Source organism: Streptomyces lavendulae subsp. lavendulae, assembly GCF_002803845.1.
Classification (GTDB): Bacteria; Actinomycetota; Actinomycetes; order Streptomycetales; family Streptomycetaceae; genus Streptomyces; species Streptomyces lavendulae.
In genome coordinates, this window is sequence record NZ_CP024985.1 from 1,179,873 (window position 1) to 1,195,949 (window position 16,077).

Annotated in this window: 16 protein-coding genes; 5 read left to right on the forward strand and 11 right to left on the reverse strand. The window is 72.4% G+C overall.

Annotation, left to right across the window (positions count from 1 at the left end):
- Positions 1–260 precede the first annotated feature (260 nt).
- The 5 genes from SLAV_RS05335 to SLAV_RS05355 all read right to left on the reverse strand — a co-directional run bounded on the left by SLAV_RS05335 (position 261) and on the right by SLAV_RS05355 (position 5,348).
- Positions 261–1,487, reverse strand: coding sequence for a glycosyltransferase (locus SLAV_RS05335; RefSeq protein ID WP_030239522.1), 1,227 nt, complete (start codon positions 1,485–1,487; stop codon positions 261–263).
- A 115-nt stretch (positions 1,488–1,602) separates the two neighbouring features.
- On the reverse strand, positions 1,603–2,211 hold the full coding sequence (locus SLAV_RS05340) for a GTP-binding protein (RefSeq protein ID WP_030239519.1): 609 nt from the start codon (positions 2,209–2,211) through the stop codon (positions 1,603–1,605).
- Positions 2,198–2,569, reverse strand: a complete 372-nt coding sequence (locus SLAV_RS05345; protein WP_030239517.1) for a DUF742 domain-containing protein — start codon at positions 2,567–2,569, stop codon at positions 2,198–2,200. Before SLAV_RS05345 ends, SLAV_RS05340 begins: the two co-directional genes overlap by 14 nt.
- Entirely contained in the window at positions 2,569–2,973 is a 405-nt protein-coding gene (locus SLAV_RS05350; protein WP_030239514.1) for a roadblock/LC7 domain-containing protein, read from the reverse strand. The genes SLAV_RS05345 and SLAV_RS05350 overlap by 1 nt, the downstream gene beginning before the upstream one ends.
- Positions 2,970–5,348, reverse strand: coding sequence for a sensor histidine kinase (locus SLAV_RS05355; protein ID WP_030239512.1), 2,379 nt, complete (start codon positions 5,346–5,348; stop codon positions 2,970–2,972). The genes SLAV_RS05350 and SLAV_RS05355 overlap by 4 nt, the downstream gene beginning before the upstream one ends.
- Before the next feature lie 358 nt (positions 5,349–5,706).
- Between SLAV_RS05355 and SLAV_RS05360 the strand changes: the two genes are divergently transcribed.
- Both SLAV_RS05360 and SLAV_RS05365 read left to right on the forward strand, forming a co-directional pair.
- Positions 5,707–5,928 carry a DUF6243 family protein gene (locus tag SLAV_RS05360; protein WP_030239509.1) on the forward strand — a complete coding sequence of 74 codons (222 nt, stop codon included), beginning with the start codon at positions 5,707–5,709 and terminating at the stop codon, positions 5,926–5,928.
- Positions 5,929–6,544: 616 nt separating this feature from the next.
- The gene (locus SLAV_RS05365) at positions 6,545–7,786 is read left to right on the forward strand and encodes an IS701 family transposase (RefSeq protein ID WP_425276237.1); all 1,242 of its coding nucleotides are present in this window, start codon (positions 6,545–6,547) and stop codon (positions 7,784–7,786) included.
- An 8-nt stretch (positions 7,787–7,794) separates the two neighbouring features.
- Here SLAV_RS05365 and SLAV_RS05370 read toward each other — a convergent pair whose 3' ends face one another.
- From SLAV_RS05370 to SLAV_RS05385, 4 genes are all read right to left on the reverse strand, one after another.
- Positions 7,795–8,313: a hypothetical protein gene (locus SLAV_RS05370; RefSeq protein WP_030239504.1), complete on the reverse strand. Its 519-nt coding sequence runs from the start codon at positions 8,311–8,313 to the stop codon at positions 7,795–7,797.
- A 56-nt stretch (positions 8,314–8,369) separates the two neighbouring features.
- Entirely contained in the window at positions 8,370–9,050 is a 681-nt protein-coding gene (locus SLAV_RS05375) for a hypothetical protein (protein WP_030239502.1), read from the reverse strand.
- A 132-nt stretch (positions 9,051–9,182) separates the two neighbouring features.
- Complete coding sequence (locus SLAV_RS05380) at positions 9,183–10,433, reverse strand: MAB_1171c family putative transporter (RefSeq protein ID WP_051841399.1); 1,251 nt, start codon at positions 10,431–10,433, stop codon at positions 9,183–9,185.
- A gap of 149 nt (positions 10,434–10,582) precedes the next feature.
- On the reverse strand, positions 10,583–11,296 hold the full coding sequence (locus tag SLAV_RS05385; protein WP_051841398.1) for a hypothetical protein: 714 nt from the start codon (positions 11,294–11,296) through the stop codon (positions 10,583–10,585).
- A 275-nt stretch (positions 11,297–11,571) separates the two neighbouring features.
- Here SLAV_RS05385 and SLAV_RS05390 point away from each other — a divergent pair, with 275 nt between their 5' ends.
- The gene (locus SLAV_RS05390) at positions 11,572–11,796 is read left to right on the forward strand and encodes a hypothetical protein (RefSeq protein WP_030239494.1); all 225 of its coding nucleotides are present in this window, start codon (positions 11,572–11,574) and stop codon (positions 11,794–11,796) included.
- Positions 11,797–11,814: 18 nt separating this feature from the next.
- On the opposite strand, the gene SLAV_RS05395 is transcribed toward SLAV_RS05390, so the two are convergent.
- Positions 11,815–12,507, reverse strand: a complete 693-nt coding sequence (locus tag SLAV_RS05395; protein ID WP_234333876.1) for a ribosome-inactivating family protein — start codon at positions 12,505–12,507, stop codon at positions 11,815–11,817.
- 232 nt (positions 12,508–12,739) lie between these two features.
- Here SLAV_RS05395 and SLAV_RS40895 point away from each other — a divergent pair, with 232 nt between their 5' ends.
- Positions 12,740–12,892: a hypothetical protein gene (locus SLAV_RS40895; protein WP_158740895.1), complete on the forward strand. Its 153-nt coding sequence runs from the start codon at positions 12,740–12,742 to the stop codon at positions 12,890–12,892.
- 233 nt (positions 12,893–13,125) lie between these two features.
- Positions 13,126–14,628 (forward strand): UDP-N-acetylmuramoyl-L-alanyl-D-glutamate--2,6-diaminopimelate ligase, encoded by a 1,503-nt coding sequence (locus tag SLAV_RS05400; RefSeq protein ID WP_030239488.1) that lies wholly within the window; start codon positions 13,126–13,128, stop codon positions 14,626–14,628.
- Between the two features lie 40 nt (positions 14,629–14,668).
- On the opposite strand, the gene SLAV_RS05405 is transcribed toward SLAV_RS05400, so the two are convergent.
- Positions 14,669–15,982 carry a hypothetical protein gene (locus SLAV_RS05405; RefSeq protein WP_030239485.1) on the reverse strand — a complete coding sequence of 438 codons (1,314 nt, stop codon included), beginning with the start codon at positions 15,980–15,982 and terminating at the stop codon, positions 14,669–14,671.
- Positions 15,983–16,077 lie beyond the last annotated feature (95 nt).

Genomic DNA, 16,077 nt, shown 5'->3' on the forward strand with positions numbered 1-16,077 from the left:
CGGGGTGTGACGAGGCAGTGAATCCCCCCGGATTCGGCGGTTCTTCGGGCCCCTCGTGCGGACGTACCGGCGGGGCGGGTGCGTACGACCGCGCCTGCCGAGATCAGAAGGGGCGGCGGCATCACTTGGGTGTCAGAGGAAGTAGCCGCAGCCGGGCGCATCGGGGGCGCGGTCGCGACGCCAACGTACCGGCACCGCCGGGCCGGGCACCAGCGATTAACGCGGGCTGCGTGCGCGGGCCCGCCCTCGGGCCCGCCGGGTCATGCCAGCCGTTCGAGTGCCGCGGCGACGGGGGCGGTGCCGTCCTCCGCGGCCAGCCGGGCGGCGAGGTGCCGGGCGCGGTCGCGGTAGGAGGGATCGGCCGTGGCCGTGCGGAGCGCCGCGCCGAGGGTGGCGGCGTCGAGGTGGCGCAGGGGAACGGCGCGGGGCGCGGTGCCCAGCTCCACGAGGCGGGAGGCCCAGAAGTGGGCGTCGAACTGGACGGGTACGGGTACGCAGGGCACGCCCGCGCGCAGCGCCGCGCCGGTGGTGCCCGCTCCGGCGTGGTGGACGACGGCCGCGGTGCGGGGGAAGAGGAGGGAGTGCGGGACGTCCCCGATGGTGATCATGTCGTCCCCGGTGGCGGACAGCCCGGCCCAGCCCTGCTGGATCACGCCGCGCAGGCCCGCGGAGCGCAGGGCGGTGACGATGTGGGCGCTGACCCGCCGGGGGTCGGGCGTGGTGGCGCTCCCGAGGCCGACGTAGACGGGGGCGGGGCCGGAGCCGAGGAACTCCTCCAGCTCCGCCGGGAGCCGGTCCGTGCTGTCGTGGGGCCACCAGTATCCGCAGACCTCCAGGCCGGGACGCCAGTCGCGGGGGCGGGGGACCACCAGCTCGCTGAAGCCGTGCCACACGGGCCAGCCCTGCCGCTCGCGGGCGCGGCGGGCCGAGGACAGCCGGCCCGGCGGGAGGCCGTGGTCGGTGGCCAGTGTCCGTGCGGCCCGGGTGAAGACGTGGTCGACGGCCGCGGTGACGGCGTGCCCGCCGAGCCGGTTGGCCAGCGGTCCGGCGGAGCGGGTGCCGAGCATCGGCGGCGGGAAGGCGCGGGTCCCGTGCAGGGGCTGGAGGAAGAGGCCCATGCTGGGCCGGCCGAGGCCCTCGGCGATGGCGCAGGCCAGCGGTGCGACCGTTCCTCCGGCGAGTACGACGTCCGCGTCGCGCGCCGTGCGCACCAGCGCGTGCGTCATCTCCGGTGCGATGCGCCTCGCCATCGCCACCGCCCGCAGCAGTTTCGCGGCCCCGTTCCCGCTGCGGTGCAGTCCGCGTCCGCGCGCCGAGTGCAGCTCGGCCCTCGGGTCCCCGGGAAGGCCCTCGAAGCTCATCCCCGACCCGGCCACCAGTGGTGCGAACACTGCGTGGGTCACCAGGGTGACGTCGTGTCCGGCACGGACCAGTCCGGCTCCCAGACCCGTGTACGGTGCGACGTCCCCGCGTGATCCCGCTGTCATGACGGCGATCCTCACGTCCGCCAGTGTGGCGGCCCGGACCCGTCCGCGACAGCACGCCGCCGCCGCGGCGGCACGCGGTACCCCCGAAGCGGCACAGGGCCTGCGTCCCGACCGGTCAGGGAACCGCCGGGACGGAGGCCGAGGCCTGGGCGATGACCACGTCGAGCAGGGCCAGCAGACTGCCGCGCGCGTCCTCCCGGGAGCGGGCGTCCAGCAGCAGCACCGGAGTGTCGGGGTTCCCCAGGTGCAGAGCGGCGGCGATCTCCTCGGCGGTGTAGGGCTGTTCGCCGTGGAAGCAGTTCGCGCCGACCACGAACGGCAGCCCGCGGCTCTCGAAGAAGTCGATCGCCGGGAAGCCCCGGTCCAGACGCCGGGTGTCGACGAGCACGAGCGCTCCCAGGGCCCCGTTCAGCAGGTCGTCCCACATGAACCAGAACCGCTCCTGGCCGGGCGTCCCGAACAGGTAGAGGACCACCCCGGCGTCGGCCAGGGTGATCCGGCCGAAGTCCATCGCGACCGTGGTCAGCGTCTTGGACTCGATGCCGTCGAGGTCGTCGACGCCGATTCCCGCGCTCGTCAGGCGCTCCTCGGTGCGCAGCGGCTCGATCTCGGAGACCGACTCGACCAGGGTCGTCTTGCCGACCCCGAATCCGCCGGCGACGAGGATCTTGACGGGGGACGCTCCTCGGGCGGCGAAAGCGTCGGGAGTGTCATATCCGGGCAAGGTTGTCCCTGATTTTCATGAGCAGGTGGACATTGGTGGTCTCGGCGCCGTCGAGGGGCGGCCGGTGGTGGATCAGCCCGCGGTCCGCGAGTTCGCCCAGCAGCAGCGTCATCGGGGTGAGGCGCATGTGCATACGGGCCGCGATCTCGGCGACCGCCATCCCGCCCGGCGGTGCGCACATGGCCAGGACGGCCCGCCATTCGGTGGCCAGCCCGGTGTGGGCGTCGTCCGCGGCGACCGCGGCCGTGATGGTGGTGTCCATGGTGAGGACGGTCTGCGCAGCGGCGGCCGTGCGGCCGTCGGTCAGCGCGTACAGCCGGGTCCGGCGCGGGCTCCTGCGCTGTGGCTCGTCGGGCATTACGGCGTCGGTGCGGAGGTGCGCCCGGGGGTTCCCAGCCACTCGCCGAGCGCCTGGGCCGTCCGTACGGCCTCGCCGCCCAGCTCTCCGAGGCGTGCCTTGCGGTTGGTCACCACGATGAGCGTGCTGCCCTCTCCGCAGCCGACGACACAGAGGTACCGGTCGTCCATCTCCACCAGCTGGCGGATGACCCGGCCGCCGTCGATCTCCCTCGATATCGCCTTCATGGTGGCGGCGATGCCGGAGGCGGCGGCCGCGATGCGCTCCGCCTGGTCCCGCTCCAGCAGGTAGGCGCTGAGCTTGATGCCGTCGTTGGACAGGAGCACGGCTCCCTCGATGCCGGCGATCCTGCTCAGGTTGTTGTCCAGGATGCCGTAGATCATCTCGCTGGCTGTCATCGTCATGGCCGTTCCGCTCGGAGCTCTGCTTCCACTTTCTTGGTCCCCTCTTCGTAGTCCGCCCAGGCGTCGGCGACCTCTTCGGGTGTCGCCGTGTCCCGGCCGGTGTCCGGCTCCGGTGCGCGGGGCCCGCGGAGCTGCCGGGTGAGATGGGTCTGCGGGACGCGCTCGGGCAGGGCCGGCCGCGCGCCTGCGGGGGCGGCCCCGGAGCGGACGGGCAGCGGCCGCCGGGTCGTCGCCGGTACGGGGGCGGGCGCCGGGGCCGCGTCGGCCTCGGGCGCGGGCGGTACGTCGGGCGCGGGCCGTGTGTCGGCCTCGGGCGCGGGCCGGCGTACGGGCGGGCGTACGGGGGTGAGCGCGGCGGCCGGTCCCGGCTCGCGACGGGTCCGCGGTGCGGGCTCCGCCCCCGGCTTCCGCTCCGGAGCGGCGGACGCCAGCAGCGCGCCCGGGAGGATCACCACGGCCGCGGTCCCGCCGTACACGGAGCGGCGCAGGGTGACCCGGGCCTGGAGCTGTTCGGCCAGGTGGCCCACGACGAAGAGGCCCAGCCGGTGCGCGTTCTCCGCGAGGACGGAGTACGGCGGCGCCGAGTGCAGGCGCTCGTTCATGGCCTCGTAACCGGCGGCCGAGACGCGCGGCCCGCGGTCCTCGATCTCGACCGACAGCCCGTCCGCCACGAGTTCGGCGCGGACGACCACCTTCGAGCGGGGCGGCGAGAACCGGGTCGCGTTGTCCAGCAGTTCGGCCAGCAGGTGGCTGATCTGGCTGATGACGTGCGGCTGCACGCTCGCCTCGTCCAGCGCCTGCCGTTCGATCCGGCGGAAGTCCTCTACCTCGGCGGCCGCTTCGCGCAGCAGGTCGGCGACGCGCATGGGGTCGGTGTGCGGGTCGGGGATCTCGCCGCCGGCGAGGATCAGCAGGTTCTCGATCTGGCGCCGCATCCCCACCGTCAGCTGGTCGGACCGCATCAGCTGGGCCAGGAGGGCCTCGTCGTGGCCGAAGGTGTCCTGGAGGTCCTCGGTCAGGCTCAGTTGCCGGCTGACGAGGTTCCCGGTGCGGGAGGCGATGCCCGAGGCGAACAGGCCGAAGCCGTGGCGTTCGGCGGCGAGCTGCCGGTGTCCGTCGACGGACACGGCGACGACCCGCGCGAAGGCGTCGGTGATCTGCCCGACCTCGTCCTGGCGCCCGCGTACGGCCGGCAGCGCCCCCGTGTCGACGGGCTCGCCGCGCTGGAGCCGGGCCACCACCTCGGGGAGCGTCTCCTCGGCGATGGCGACCGTACGGGTGTGCAGGCGGCTGAGCCGGCGCAGGACGGACCGGGTGGTGAGGACGACGACGGCGGTGACGAGCAGCAGGGCCCCGCCGCTGGCTCCGATCAGCCAGTAGACCTCGGTCTCCAGCTCGGAGGCCTTGGCGTCGGCGTGCGCGAACACGCTGCGGGCCCGCTCCGTGTTGAGCGCGGCCAGCTGCGGTGCGAAGGTCGCGTAGGCGGCGGGCCAGCCGTCGACGTCGGCCGGCAGTTTCACACCGGTCGGGGTGTCCTTGTGGTTGGCGACGACCGCGTTCTCGATGCGGAACTTGGCCTGCCAGGCCGCGGAGCCGGTGAGCTTGTCGTACGAGGCCAGTTCGGCGGGCGGGAGGTACGGGACGATCCAGGTGTCGTACAGGTACCGGTGGGTGCCGACGGCGTCGAGGAACTGGGAGAAGCCGGTGGCCGCCAGCTCGCGCGGGGGCCCGGCCAGCGCGAGGGCCGTGTTCTCGCGCGCGACCATCTCGGCGGCCGAGAACAGGGCGACGGCGGGCCTGCTCTCCTGGGCGAGTTCGGCGTCGTCGGAGTGGCTGAATTCATCCTGGTAGGCGCGGATGATGTCGTCGATCACGCCGGTGTAGTAGGCGACCACCTGCTCGGCGCTGCCGCTGTGGGCGTCCGCGCGTTTGCGGTAGGAGTCCAGCAGGTCGAGCCGCTCGGCGACGGCGCCGACGCGGCCTCCGTCCTGCCCGGGACCCTGCGTCCCGGGCTCCCCGGCGCTCCCCGCGACCTTCCGGAACTCCGCCGCCGCCCGGTCCGTCCCGGCCCGCCCGTCGCGCACGGCGCCGTCGCCGACGGGGGATCCGGCCCACCGCGCCGCCGTCGTAGCGCGTTCGGCCTGCAGCTCGTTCATCAGCCTGACCAGCGGTACGCCGATCCGCTCGCCGTCCTCCACGTCGGCGCGCAGGTGCGCCGACTGGGCCAGCAGCCGCTGAGCGGTCACGGTGACCTGGGTCCCCATCGCCACGGTCGGGACGACGGCCAGGCAGACCAGCATCGTGCGCAGGCGTACGGTGCGGCGGCGCCGGACGGGCGGCGGGCCCGGGGGGCCTTCGGGTGCCATCTCAGACATCGGTCCTCGGGAGCGGCAGGGGCGGGAAGGGGCCTGGTCGAGGGCATGGCGGAACTGCCGACACGGCCCTGTGGGGTAAGGATGCCGATCATATCCAGCCAGTCCAAATAAACGGAGACCCTACTTCCCTACCTGTGCGCGAGAAGACCGCCGGGCGGCCTCGGGACCCGGCCGGTGCCGGGGTGGCGACGAGGTTGGCGTGCCGGGCCGGGGGAACCAGGTACCGTCTTTGTCATGTTCTTCCAGAGGCCGATCTACGAGTGAGGGCGTGATGGGCCCTGCTGACGTCCTGCGACGTCGCCGCCCGTCCCCCACCGATGAATCCGTAGATCCCTTCACACCAATACCGGGAGAACCCGTGACCGACAGCAAGAACATCAACAACCCCGTGGGCCAGGGCGGCGGCCACCGCAAGAAGCTGTCCCGCGCCGAACGGCAGAACAACGGTCCCCACCGCAACCTCGACCGCCAGGGCGCAGCCGAGCAGAAGGCCGAGCTGGTGCGCAAGATGCGCGAGAAGGCACGCGCGGCCGCGGCCGCGGGCACCGGGCAGACCGGCGAAGACACCGCACAGAACTGACGCACCGCCGCCGCAAGGGCGGCACCGCACGGGGTACGAGCAGGTCCGGGAGCGCCCGCACCTGCTCGTACCCACAAGTACTGCCCTGACTCCGATTCACCGTTCGGCCCGCGCATGCGCCCCCCTGCCGGAGGCGACGCCGTCGACGAAACAGGCGCCCCGGGAAAGCCGCCGGGGACCGGCCTGCCGGCGTTGCCCGCACCCCTTTGCGTACTGCCCGTCGGGAACACGTCCGGTAGACCCGGTCGAGACGGTCCCAGTCGATCTGCCGCTAGCCCGCGCCAGCGGTTGCCTACCGCCCGGACGCCCGGCCGGCTCGAAGACCGAGCCGATCCCCTCCCCACCAGGGCGACGACATCACCGCGAGAAGGAACCCAGACGGACGCCCGGCGGAAATCAACCACAGATGCGCTTGCTCAACCCTGGTTGATTACGTGGGTTCCAGCCACTAGGGTCTCGTTCCAGCGATCACCCGGCCCCGCTCGGGACGCACCGGCAACGACCGCTCGGAGGTGACCGCTTGACCGACCGTCACTTCTCATCCCGTCCCGGGCAACGGGGCTCGGCACCATTCCTTAGGGGGAAGAGCGTGAGCACCATCACCCACAGGAGTCATCTGCAGACTCGCCCATGGGCCCGTCTCGGCACCGGCGCCTGCGCCCCGCCGAGCGACCGCGTGCACGAGGCGGCGGAAGATCTGTGCGGAGCGGTCTTGAGCTCGCTACGGCGCCGGGACCAGCGGGAGAAGGGACTGCAATACGTGCAGGGGCTGCTCGCGACCCCCGGCCGCAAGTCGATCCGCAACATCGCGCAGCAGATCGGAGGCACCGCCACCGATCAGAGCCTGCACCACTTCATCGCCGGTTCCACCTGGGACTGGAGGCCGATCCGCAGCGCATTGTCCCGGTATCTGGAGCAGTCCTGCCCGTTGACCGCGTGGGTGATCCAGCCGATGACCATCCCGAAGGGCGGCGAGCACTCCGTCGGGGTGTGGCGGCAGTACGACCCGCAGCGCCGGCAGATGTTCCGGGGGCAGCAGGCCTTCGGAATCTGGTTCACCTCACCCCATGTCGTCACTCCGGTGGGGTGGCGGCTCCACCTCCCGGAGGAGGAGGCGGGCGAGGGCTCCGGAGAGACGTACGAGGAGTGCGCGGTGACCGGCATCCTGGAGGCCGTACGGCAGGTCGGACTGCCGCCCCGCCCGGTTCTGCTGGACATTCCCGGCATCGGCACCCGCTCCACGATGAACCGTTTCGCCGACGCGAAGCTCCCGGTACTGGCCCGGATCGGCCCGGACACCCGGCTGCTGGTGACCGACCCGGCGCTGCCCGGCCACGGCGCGGGCGCCCTGGCCGCCTCGGAGGTGCTGCAGAAGGTACGGGCGCTGCGCACTCCCGCCGAATGGGCCGACCCGGCACACCCGGGGCGGCGCCGCGCCACGCTGGTGGCCGCCGTACGCGTGATGATGCCGGACCCCGCGCCCACGCGGCGCCGGCACCTGACCCTGCTCGGCGAATGGACCGACCCGCACCGTCCGCCCTCGCAGCTGTGGGTGACGGACCTGTCCCAGCCCGCCCCGCTCGCCCCGGCGGCGCTGCTGCGGCTGACGAAGCAGACGGGGCGGGTGTCGGAGACCTCCGCGCACAGCGTGCAGGAGGTGGGGCTACGGGACTTCGCGGGGCGCTCGCTGTCCGGGTGGCACCGGCACGTGACGATGGCCTCGGTGGCGCACGCGGCGCGCTGCCTGTCCGAAACCGGCGTCCCGGCCGGGTCGGCCACCGCCCAGGACCGGCGGACGGCTCCCGGTTCCGGCCCGGCCTCTTCGGAGCCGGGGCCGGTCGTCGGCGCCCCGCGGTGAGCCGGGCGTCAGCCCTCCAGTGACGCCCATATGCGTCCGGCCATGCCGGACGCGGGTGCCTTGCCGAGGCGCATCGCCTCCAGGGGCGAGCGGAACTTCGCGGCCAGCATGCGCCCGAACCTCTCCGCCCTCCGCTCCTCGCCGAGATCGAAATCGGTGCGGGCGGCGACGTGGGCGACGGCCTCGGCGAGGCTCCACCGGTCCCCGATCATGCGCGCCGCGACCTTCGCCCCCGCACCGCCGGCGTGCTGCCCGCAGGTTCCTTCCTTGCGGTGCCACAGTTCGTGCCCGACGATCACCATCTGGTGCAGCGGAGAGGTGTTCTGCTCGACCGCGATCACCTCGAAGTCACCCATGTCGAGCCACAGACCGCTGACGGTGTCCTGCGGGAACGGTTCGAGCATCAGGCGCACCTCGCGCCCGCCGGTCCGCGTCACGTAGGCGCAGATCTCCCGGAACAGCTCGACCGGAGTGGCCGGCGACGAACCGGCCACGCCCGCGAAGAGCTCATCGCGATGCCTCTTCATATCCCGGTACGTCCCCACCGTGCCCCCCATACATCACATCCGTACCGACCCCGGGTCTACTCGCCCCGGGCCTCCCGGGCCCGCTCCTCGCGTGCCCGGCGGGCGACCGACTCGATCAGCGCGATGAGCGGCTGGGCCGTGTCGTCGGGCACCTCCGCCAGAGCGCGCGCCGCGTAGCCGACCACCCCGAGCTCCGGGTTCAGGTCGGGTGCGGTACCCCTGTCCTTCAGGCGCCGGAGGTCCTGGTCCTGGCGCTCGAAGGCCCGTTCCAGGAGCTCGTTGTGGATGTCGCGCAGGACCCGGTCGAGGGCCTCTGCGGGCTCGGCCACCAGGAACTCGATCCGCTCCCCGAAGAACTGCGCGATCCCGGCGGCGTGATCCAGGTTCGGAGCCTTGCCCGTCTTGATCATTTTGTCGAGCCACTGAGGGCTCGTGCCCGCCCCCGCCGCGATCTCCGCCAGCGAGTAGACGCGTCGCTGCCCGTCGGTGGAGGGGCGCAGCCGCGTGGCGCGCAGGAAGAGGATCCGGTCCAGCACCCGCCGGTGGCGTGCCTCCACCGCGTCCGCACCGCTCTCGGCAGCGGACGCCACCTGCTCGCCGCGCAGCAGGGCCTCGACTTCCGCCACGGGCAGGCCGGAAGCGTGGGACAGGCCTCCCTCGCCCTCGACCCTCAGCACGTCCCCGCGGTCATCGCCCAACCGGTCGAGAAGGGCGACGATGCGCCGGAGCGTGCTCACCGGATCAGCCGCAGGCCTGTCACTCAACGCTTACTCCCACGGACTCCGACGGCCTTGACGATTCGAGCAGTGACCGTAGCCGCTCGCGCAGAGCGAGAGCGATGGCGAACGGCCCGACCCCGGTGGGTGATTCTACGTGGGGGGCCGCCGAGCCCCCGCCATCGGTACCGCGCCGCGGCGGTGGGGCTCGCGCCGGGGCGGCAGCGCCCGGGAGACGCGCACCATGAGGTCGCCGTACTCGGTCTCGGACGAGCGCAGGGCGTGGGCGGCACGGCGGCTCTCGTCCTCGTCGGCGGGTGTGGCGCGGGCACGGGCCTCGGCGGCCGCGTGCAGCATGGCGGCGAGGCCGGCCGCGACGGCGTCCGGACGGCTCGCGCCCTTGCGGACCGCCTCGCGGTAGGCCAGTTCGCGTATGCCGTCGGCGCAGTAGGGACGCAGCCGGAGCATCCCGTCCTGGATGTTCGTCATCCGGTTGACCAGGCGCTGTTCGGGGCCCGCATACCAGGGTGTGGTCAGCGCGAGGGGGTCCGGGCCGCCGGTGGCGGACGGGCGCACGACCCGCATCAGCGGGGCGAGCGCGAGGAAGGTCCGCCCGGGCTCCACGAGGCGTTCGGTGACCCAGGGGCCGAAGACCGGGAGGAGGAAGCCAAGGGTGACGATCATGGCTCCGAAGGGGGCGTACTCGGCGACCCCGGCGTTGAGTACGTCCCAGTTCCGTCCGTCCCAGCGGGCGGCGACGGCGAGGAGTTTGAAGGACCCGCAGAAGAAGTTCGACAGGAATCCGGCACCGAGCACGTAGAGGCTGGCCCGCAGCCACCCGTCGGCGGCGGCCGGTCCGTCCGTCCGGATCTCTTTGCGGAGGGCGAGCGACCAGCTCCAGCACACGACCGTGGCCCTGCCCGCGGCCACGACGCTTGAGGACAGGTAGAGCACCAGCATCTCGCCGATGAAGGGGGTGTTGGCGTAGTAGGTGTCGAAGTCGGACGGTCTCTCGTCCGGCACGTCGCCGAGGACGAAGCAGACGATGACCAGCAGGACGACGAGGCAGTGTCCCAGGATCCAGACGCGGACGCGCCACCTGGTACGGGGTCTCCCCGCCTTGTCCCCCCTCCAGTTCTCCATCAGCGCCAGACAGGTGCAGGCGTACGCGCACAGGATGCAGTGGACCAGCAGGGCCGAGAAGTTGGAGATGCCGGTGAGCCGGTTGACCGCCGTCACCGTCGGCGGGGCGGAGAAGAAGAAGCCGGCGCAGTGCAGGAGGATCAGGGCGTTGACGGTGCGGACCAGCGGGCTGCGCCACCCCCGCACCAGGGCGGGCAGCTTCACCAGCAGGACGGCGGCGAGCGCGGCTGTGGGTATGTAGAAGTTGACGCCTTGCTGCATGGCCAGCCTTCCGATGGTGCCCGGACGCGGCCGGCGACGCCGGTGAGTACGGCGCCGTCTTCCCGACCCGACGCACCGGTCCCCGCCCCGCACGTCACCCCACGATCATGCCAGTGGGACGCGGCACCCCCGTCGGCACGGCACACGCGTCAGTCCGCCGCCGCCGTCCCCGCGGTGTCCCCGCCCTCGCGGGTCTCCCGCGCCCGGTCCGCACGCGCCCGGCGGGCGATCGATTCGATGAGGTCCACGATCGGCTTGGCCGTCTCCTCTGGCACCTCGGCCAGACAGCGGGCGGCGCTCCCGACGAGTCCCGGCTCGCACCTCGCGTCGACGGCCGGTCCGGCCGTCCTGAACCTCCGCACCTCGGCGTCCTGTTGCTCGACGGCCCGCTCCAGCAGGTCCGAGTGGATGTACTGCAGTACGCGGTCCAGGGCCTCGGCGGGCGGGGCCACCAGAAAGTCGATCTGCTCCCCGAAGAACCTGGCGATCCCGTCCGCGTGGTCGAGGTTCGGGGCCTTCCCCGTCTTGATCATCTTGTCGAGCCACTGCGCGCTGGTGCCCGCTCCGGCCGCGATCTCCGCCAGCGTGCAGACGCGGCGCCGCCCGTCGGGGCGGCGCCGCAGACGCGTGGCGCGCAGGAAGAGGATCCGCTCGACCACCCGCCGGTGGCGGGCCTCCACCGGGTTCTCCCCGTCGGCGCCCGTTCCGGTCGGGATCCGGTCGCCGCGCAGCAGGGCTTCGACGTCCTCGGGCGGTACCCCGGACGCGTACGACAGCCCGGCCTCGCCCTCGACCCGCAGCACGTCGTCGCGATCACCGCCGACCCGGTCGAGGAGGGCCTCGATGCGTCGTACCGTGCTCACCGGATCAGGAGCAGATCTGTCACTCACCGCACACTCCTGAGGACTCCCGGGTACTGATCATCCGAGCGTGACCGTAACCGCTCCCCTGTCGCAATAGCAACCACCGATGAGAACGCATCAGCCAGGGTTGCGTCACGGGGGCCGTGGGCAGCCTCCCTGTCCGGTGCGGATCGTGGGCGACATCAGCAGTTTGTTCTGGCTTCGTACGGTATGGCTTCCCCATGATGGGGCGGGCCGGGGGCAGCTCACGAACCGCACGACCGGTAAGGATGGAAATGAACGGGAAGAAGCCGAAGAACCCGGACGGTCCGGAAACACTCTCCGACGAAGAGATGATGAAGCTGATCAACGAAATCCTCGACAGCGTCCCAGCCGAGCAGGCCGAGGACTGCCTCCTCGCCATCGCCGACGGGCGACCGGCTCCCCACGACGTTCCGGTCGATCTGACCCCCGCCCAGGCGAACGACCTCCTCCTCTTTCTCCACAGGGGCGGCGGCTGAATCCGCCCCGGCGTCGCTTCAGACCGTTGCCGCGGCCGACAGCCGTCCGCCGGTCACCCAGATACGTGACATCGCATCGGCAAGGGCGGGATACCGGGCTGCCTCGCAGATCATTTCCGAGAGCACGAGCATTCCGTGTGCGGTGCGCTTCGGTTCGCGGTTGCGGTGCAGCCAGGTGACCGCGCTGCCCAGGGGCCGACGCCCCAGGAAGATCCCCATGCGCCGCACGGCGGCGGCGCTCTCCAGGTCGGAGCGGTCTCCGCCGAACGGCAGGACTTCGGTTCGGCGGATTCCGGGTGGTGCAAGGGAGTTCCGCACATGGCGGACGCACGCTTCCTGAGGGGCCTGTCCGTTCTCGAACGTGTTGCGGAATCCGACGATGCGCATGCCCGCGTCCTGCAGACGGAGCTCGATGTAGAGCTCGACGGACAATCCCTGAAGGTGAACACGCATCGGCAGGTAGGCCATTTCACCCGGTCTCCGCGAGGCCCCGCCGAAGAATCCCTGAGCATCCTCCGCCCTCGACCGAACGGTCGAGGTCAGGAGCCGGTACTCGTCCACTGATGCGTGCGCCGGGGAGAACGACACCGGTTGCAGCATGGCCGCCCGCATCAGGGGAGACCACCCGAGGTCGATATTCCCTGCTGCATTCCGGGCACTTTGGGATCGATCCCGCCGTATTCGCGCATGCGCGGCCACCACCTTCTCCATACTCCCGATCGCAGGGTTCGGATCGGTCCGATCATTTGTAGTCGCCCGGGTGGCGGCCGGACGCATAGTTGGCCTCTGATGCTAAAAAACAGCACGGTCGGGAATCCCCGCCGGAAAGCACGGTCGGGAAGCACGGTCGGGAAGCACGGGCACCTCGCGTTCGAGCGCGTCCCGCGATCGAGGTGAGAGCGATGTGGCGTCCGGGGTGTGCGGGCGCCCGTACACTCGGCCCATGAACCGCACACGCGTCACGGAGGAGTGCCTGCCGCAGGCCGCTCCCGCCGCGCGTGCGACCCGTACGGACCGGACGGGCGCCGGCTCCCGGACCGCCGTCGGCGGCCAGGCCCCCACGGCCGGCCGCTGCGCCCCGCACGGCCACGGCTAGCGCTTCCCGCCGCCCTCCCCGCCCTACCTCACCCGGGCCCCTCCCGTACCCCTTCCCGGGACGGCCCCACCTCCGGCATCCCGGCCGGACCACCGCGCCCCGACCCTTCCCGGTCCCGTCGCCCGGGGCGATCCCCCGCCCCCACCGCATCACCGCAGTACCGGCCATCCGTCGGCGCTGCCGCCAGGCGCGGACCCGCACGCCGGGCCGCTGCCGCTCCCGAAGGGACCACCGTGAAGTTGAACGGGTTGCTGACCGGCCACGAGCACCACGTCATCCAGGGGGACGCCACGTCGACGCGGATCACCGCGGGCACCACCTTCGACGTGGACCGGGTCGTGCCGGGCTCGCTCTTCATCGCCGTACCCGGTCACCGCGGAGGCGGCCCCGCCGCGATCGGCGGGGCGCTCGCGCGCGGGGCGGTGGCCGTGCTCGTCGACGCGGCGGGAGCCGCCACCGTGCCCCCGCAACGGGAACTGCCGCCCGCGGTGTGCGTCGTACGGGTGGCCGACACCCGCAAGGCCGCCGCCGTCGCCTCCTCCCGCTACTACGGCGAGCCGGGACGGCAGATGGACGTGGTGGCGGTCACCGGGACCAACGGGAAGACCTCCATCTCGTACATGGTCGAGTCGCTGCTGAGGATCTCCGAGGGCGCCTCGGTGGGCGTCATCGGTACGGCGGGCAGCAGGATCGGGGACGAGGTGATCCCGATGCCGCCCTCGGTGCTGACCACTCCGGAATCGCCCGACCTGCAGTACCTCCTGGGCCGCATGCGCGACCGGGCCACGAGCAGCGTCGTACTGGAGGCCACGTCGATGGCGCTGCAGACGTACCGGATGGACCGCACGTTCGTCGACGTCGGCGTCTTCACCAACCTGACCCAGGACCACCTGGACGACCACGGCACGATGGACCGCTACACGAACGCCAAACTCCGGCTGTTCCAGGGGCTCTGCCGGCACGCGGTGGTCAACGTGGACGACGCCGTGGGGGCCGGGATCCGGGCGATGATGCCGGGCGCGGTGACGACGTACGGACTCGACGACGCGGAGGCCGACTTCCACGCCGCGGACCTGGTGGCGGACGCCTCCGGCACGCGGTTCACCCTGCACCACGCGGGCCGGGCGTACCCCGCGGCCATCCCGGTCCCGGGCCGGTTCTCCGTGTCCAACGCGCTGGCGGCCGTGGCGGCCTGCCGGGTCCTGGGGCACGACCTGGACGGACTGGTCGCCGCGCTCGCGCAGATGCCGCCCGTACCGGGCCGGTTCGAGCGCTTCGTGACCCCCGGCGGCACGTCGGTGATCGTGGACTACGCGCACTCGCCCGACTCCCTGGACAAGGTCCTCACGGCCATCCGGGGCTTCGCCCGCGGCCGGGTCATCACCGTCTTCGGCTGCGGCGGCGACCGGGACTCCACCAAGCGGGCCGAGATGGGCCGGATCGCCGGAACCCACTCCGACCTGTGCGTCCTGACCTCGGACAACCCCCGCACGGAGGACCCCGAGGCGATCCTGGACCGGATCGCCCCGGGCATCGCGGCCACCGGCACCCCGTACCAACGCTGCGCCGACCGGCGCACTGCCATCGGATGGGCGCTCGCCGCCGCACGGCCCGAAGACATCGTCCTGATCGCCGGAAAGGGCAGCGAACCGCACCAGATCGTGGGCGAGGAACTGCTCCCCTTCAGCGACATGGCAACCGTACGCGACCTCGCCGGGACCGCCCCGGCCTCCTGAACGGCTGCTCGGTCACCAGCCTCAACCCCTTCACCCGCGCCTACGCGGGCAGCGCGGGGAACACGACCACCGAGCCGTCCTTGTCGCGGGCGATCTCGATCGCCACGTCCGTCGTGCGGCCGCCGGCCGTGACGCCGTCACCCAGCCGGTGGATCCGGTGTGCCGCGCTCAGGAGCCGTTCGACCTCGCCGGTCGTGAAGACGGGCCGCAAACCGTTCGGGCGCGCCAGTTCCAGTGCCGACAGGCGCACGAGAACACCGGCGATGCCCGACTCCAGATCGTCGAGGCGCTGCTGATCGCGCTTGAGTGCGCGGGTGAAGTTCTCGAACGGATTGCCGGCGTCGCCCTGGGCGTGCTCGACGGCCTGGAGGACGACCACCCGCCGCTTCAGCGCGATGGCCAGGGCGGCGAGTTCGAGGTGGGCGCGGAACCTGCCGCCGTGGTCGTCGACGCCGGGGAACAACTTGGTCAGCGTACCGAGTTCGACGGCTTCACCCTCGGGCAGTGCGTCGAGCGCGCTCTGCCATCGGGCCAGGCGGCGGTCGGCCCTGCCCAACGCCGTGTTGATGGCGTGCACCGCCGAGTCGAGCCCCAGCGAGACACCGGGCCTGCCCTGGTCGAGCAGGACGGCGGTGGCTTTGTCGATGGCGTCCCGGCAGCCGTCGAGTTCGCTGTGCTCGTCGTCGAGCTTCTCCTCCTGAAGCTGCTCCAGCAGTTTCGTGATGTGCTCGATGGCCTGTCGGCGCTTGTGGTCGGCGTGCGCGCTCACCCCCACCGCCACGGCCATCAGCACGAGCGGAGCGGCCACGGTGAGCGCCGTACCGCCGGCGGCCGCGGCGCCGGCGGTCGCACCGGCCCCGCCGACCGTGCCCGCCGCTGCCGCCCCGCCGACCGGCACGAACCTCGCCTTGGAGGCGATCCTGCCCGACGCCGAGTCCACCAGCGCACCGTAGATGCCCCCGGCCGCCCCCTTCGGCACCATCGGGCGGACCATGCCCTGCCCGAACCGGGCGGCGACCTTCGCCGGAACCACCATGCGGTACAGGCTCTCGCCGGAAGTGGTCGCCCGGGCCACCGTGAGGGAACTCCGCGCCGATTGCGTGACGAACTGCGACAGGTGCTGCGCCAGGGGACTCACGGCGTCGAGCGGGATGCCACGGCCACGGTCGATCCCGTCGGGCAGCGGATGCACCTCAAGGGTGACGATCGGCTCGTCGGCCAGGACGGCCAGCACCCCGCGCAGTTCGGCCAGGCGCTCGGCCGTCATCGACTCCCCCGCGGCCAGCCCCGGCACCCGGACATCAGCGGTCGCCAGCGTCCACACGGGCACGGTCGTCCTGCGGTCGTCGCTCATCGTCTCCCCCTCGTTCTCCGCCAGCAGCCTACGTCCCGACGCCACACCCGAACGGCGCAGCAGCGCATGCTGCGCCGGCACCGCGCTACGGGAAC